This is a genomic window from Sandarakinorhabdus sp. (assembly GCF_032115815.1).
Lineage (GTDB): Bacteria > Pseudomonadota > Alphaproteobacteria > Sphingomonadales > Sphingomonadaceae > Sandarakinorhabdus.
The window spans coordinates 1-2,586 of sequence record NZ_JAUMBI010000228.1; the positions used below are offsets into that span (position 1 = coordinate 1).

A 2,586-nucleotide genomic window follows, 5' to 3' on the forward strand; every position below is an offset into this window, starting at 1 on the left:
CTGGCGGCGCTGGCCGGCTATGTCGATGCCATCGGCTTCATCGCGTCGGGCGGCCTGTTCATCAGTTTCATGAGCGGCAACAGCACGCGGCTGGGCATTGGCCTGGCGCAAGCCAGCCAGTTTGCCGCGCTGGCCGGCAGCCTGCTGGCAGCGTTCGTCGCCGGGGTGACGCTGGCCACACTGATCGGCCGCCGCCTGAACAGCAAACGCCGGCGCGGGCAACTGCTGCTGGTGGCGGCGCTGCTGGGCAGCGGTTTCACGCTCGGCCAGGCCGGCTTCATCTGGCCGGCCCTGTTGATGGCGGCGATGGCAATGGGCGCCGAAAACTGCGTGTTCGAAGCCGGCGGCGACGTGCGGATCAGCCTCACCTTCATGACCGGCAATCTCGTCAAGATCGGCCAGCGGCTGGCGCTGGCGCTCAGCGGCGGGCCGGCGCTGGCCTTCCTGCCATGGCTGCTCTTGTGGCTGGCGATGATCGGCGGCGCCGTGGCCGGGGCGCTGGCCTGGCCAATGCTGGGCATGGCGAACCTGGGCATCGCTGCCGCCGTCGCCGCCGGATTGGCGCTGCTGATCGATCTTTAACGGGCCTGCAGCCCCTTCTGCTTGAGCCGCCAGACCAGTTGATCAAAGCGATCCTGGCCAAAGAACGGCTCACCCTCCAGCGCCATCAGCGGCACGCCATAATGGCCGGCGGCGCGCTGGGCGTCCTGGTTGGCATCGATGGCGGCACGATAATGATCGGGGTTGGCAGCCACCGCCGCATCGAGCGCGGCCAGATCAAGCCCGGCCCGCGCCGCAGCCTCGCTCAGGTGATCGCCTTCGTGCCAATCGTCCACCGTGCCCGACCAGATGGTGTGGGAAACTTCGCGGATGAACTCCAGCCCGCGCCCGGCTTCGGTGGCGGCAATGCCAAGCTGCGACAGGCGGTGGATGTGCGGCTGTTCCGGCGGATAGAGCCGGGTGGACGGATCCATGTAGACAGGATCGGGCTTGGGCCAGCGATAGGGCATGCCCAGAAACTCCGCCTCGCGATACGTGTCCTTCATCAGATAGAACACCCACAGCGGATCGACCTTCTGGAAGAAATCCGCCTGCCGCACCGCGATCGGATAGACGATGCGCACGGTGCAGGTGACGCCGTGGCTGGCCACCAGATCGACCACGCGCGGCAGCAGCAGATAGGAGTAGGGCGAACGGAACGACCAGAAGAGATCGAAATTCAGGCTCATTGTGGCGCTTTCGTGCGGATGTTGAGCTGCCCGGCCAGCCCGGCATAACGGTGGATCTCGATGGCCTGATATTCCGGCAGCGCCACCATCTGCAGCATCGCCTGCGGGCTGGGATAATAGGCCAGCGCGACGGCATCCCACATCTCCTCGACATCGCCGAGCAGGATGCCCGAGACCGGCCCCGAATAGACCACCCGGCCGCCAACCTTTTCAAGGCAGGCCACCACGCCGGCGCCGTAGCGGTTATAGGCATCACGGCCCGACAGTTCGGGATCCCTGCCATCGGGATAGGTCGCCTTCTCCTTGAACTTCAGCAAATTGACCATCACCATCGGGCCATGATCGGCATCGCTGAAAAAGGCCTGCGCCAGTTCCGGCCGCGGCGCGGTCTCGTTCTTCACCTGCATGTCTCTTACCCTCGGTTGATGTGATCAAGGATGATGCGCACCAGTTCGTCCGGCGCATCCTCCTGCAGGAAATGGCCGGCGCCCTTCACGATCGTGTGGGGCTGCCCCCTGGCCCCCGGCACGCGCTCGATGAACAGCTTCTCGCCGCCGCGGGTGACGGCGTCCTGGTCGGAAAAACAGGTGACCACCGGCTTGTCGAACCGGCCCAGCACCTCCCACGCTGCCTTGTTCTCGGCCACGCTGGCGTGTTCCGGCGTGATCGGCACCAACGTAGGGAATTGGCGGGCGCCTTCCTTGAAGCTTTCATCCGGGAACGGCGCTTCATACGCCGCCAGTTCCGCCGGTGTCAGATCGCGGGTGCAGCCGCCGTTGACGATGAAGCCAACCGGGAAGGTATCCACCTTCTGGCTGAACGCCAGCCACGCCTTGAAGCCTTCCGACCAGCCCGTGCCGGTTGGCAGCCCGGTGTTGCCGATCACCAGCCGGGCAAAACGCTCCGGAAAGGCTGCGACAAGGCGCAGGCCGATGAGGCCGCCCCAATCCTGGCAGAACAGGGTGATATCGGTGAGGTCGAGTGCGGTCAGCCAGTCGCTCATCCATTCGACATGGCGCTCAAATGTATAGTCGCTGCGGTCCGCCGGCTTGTCGGACTTGCCGAAGCCGATCAGATCGGGCGCCACCACCCGGTGCCCGGCCGCAACCAGCGGCGGCACGAACTTGCGGTAGAGATAGCTCCAGCTCGGCTCGCCATGCATCAGCAGGATGGGCGCCGCCTCGCGGTTGCCTTCGTCAACATAATGCAGGCGCAGTGGCGTGCCGGTCGCGCGGTCCTTCAGCTCCAGATAATGCGGGGCAAAGGGGTAATCGGCGAGGCCTTCAAAGGCCTCATCCGGCGTGCGCAACACTCGCATTCATGGCTTCCTTTTGATTGGCCTCGCGGCCCAGTGCGC

4 protein-coding genes are annotated in these 2,586 nt (G+C 65.4%); 1 reads left to right on the forward strand and 3 read right to left on the reverse strand.

Annotated elements, in window-relative coordinates; translation table 11 throughout:
• The coding region (locus tag RT662_RS13190; protein ID WP_313671160.1) for a YoaK family protein at positions 1–582 on the forward strand (582 nt) is incomplete at its 5' end.
• Here the strand turns inward: RT662_RS13190 and RT662_RS13195 are convergent.
• From RT662_RS13195 to RT662_RS13205, 3 genes are read right to left on the reverse strand one after another with little or no spacing between them, the layout of a single operon-like run.
• Positions 579–1,229: a DsbA family protein gene (locus RT662_RS13195; protein ID WP_313671161.1), complete on the reverse strand. Its 651-nt coding sequence runs from the start codon at positions 1,227–1,229 to the stop codon at positions 579–581. The genes RT662_RS13190 and RT662_RS13195 overlap by 4 nt on opposite strands.
• Entirely contained in the window at positions 1,226–1,636 is a 411-nt protein-coding gene (locus tag RT662_RS13200; protein ID WP_313671162.1) for a DUF1330 domain-containing protein, read from the reverse strand. The genes RT662_RS13195 and RT662_RS13200 overlap by 4 nt, the downstream gene beginning before the upstream one ends.
• A gap of 5 nt (positions 1,637–1,641) precedes the next feature.
• A complete protein-coding gene (locus tag RT662_RS13205; RefSeq protein ID WP_313671163.1) occupies positions 1,642–2,547 on the reverse strand; it encodes a haloalkane dehalogenase in 906 nt (301 codons plus the stop codon).
• Positions 2,548–2,586 lie beyond the last annotated feature (39 nt).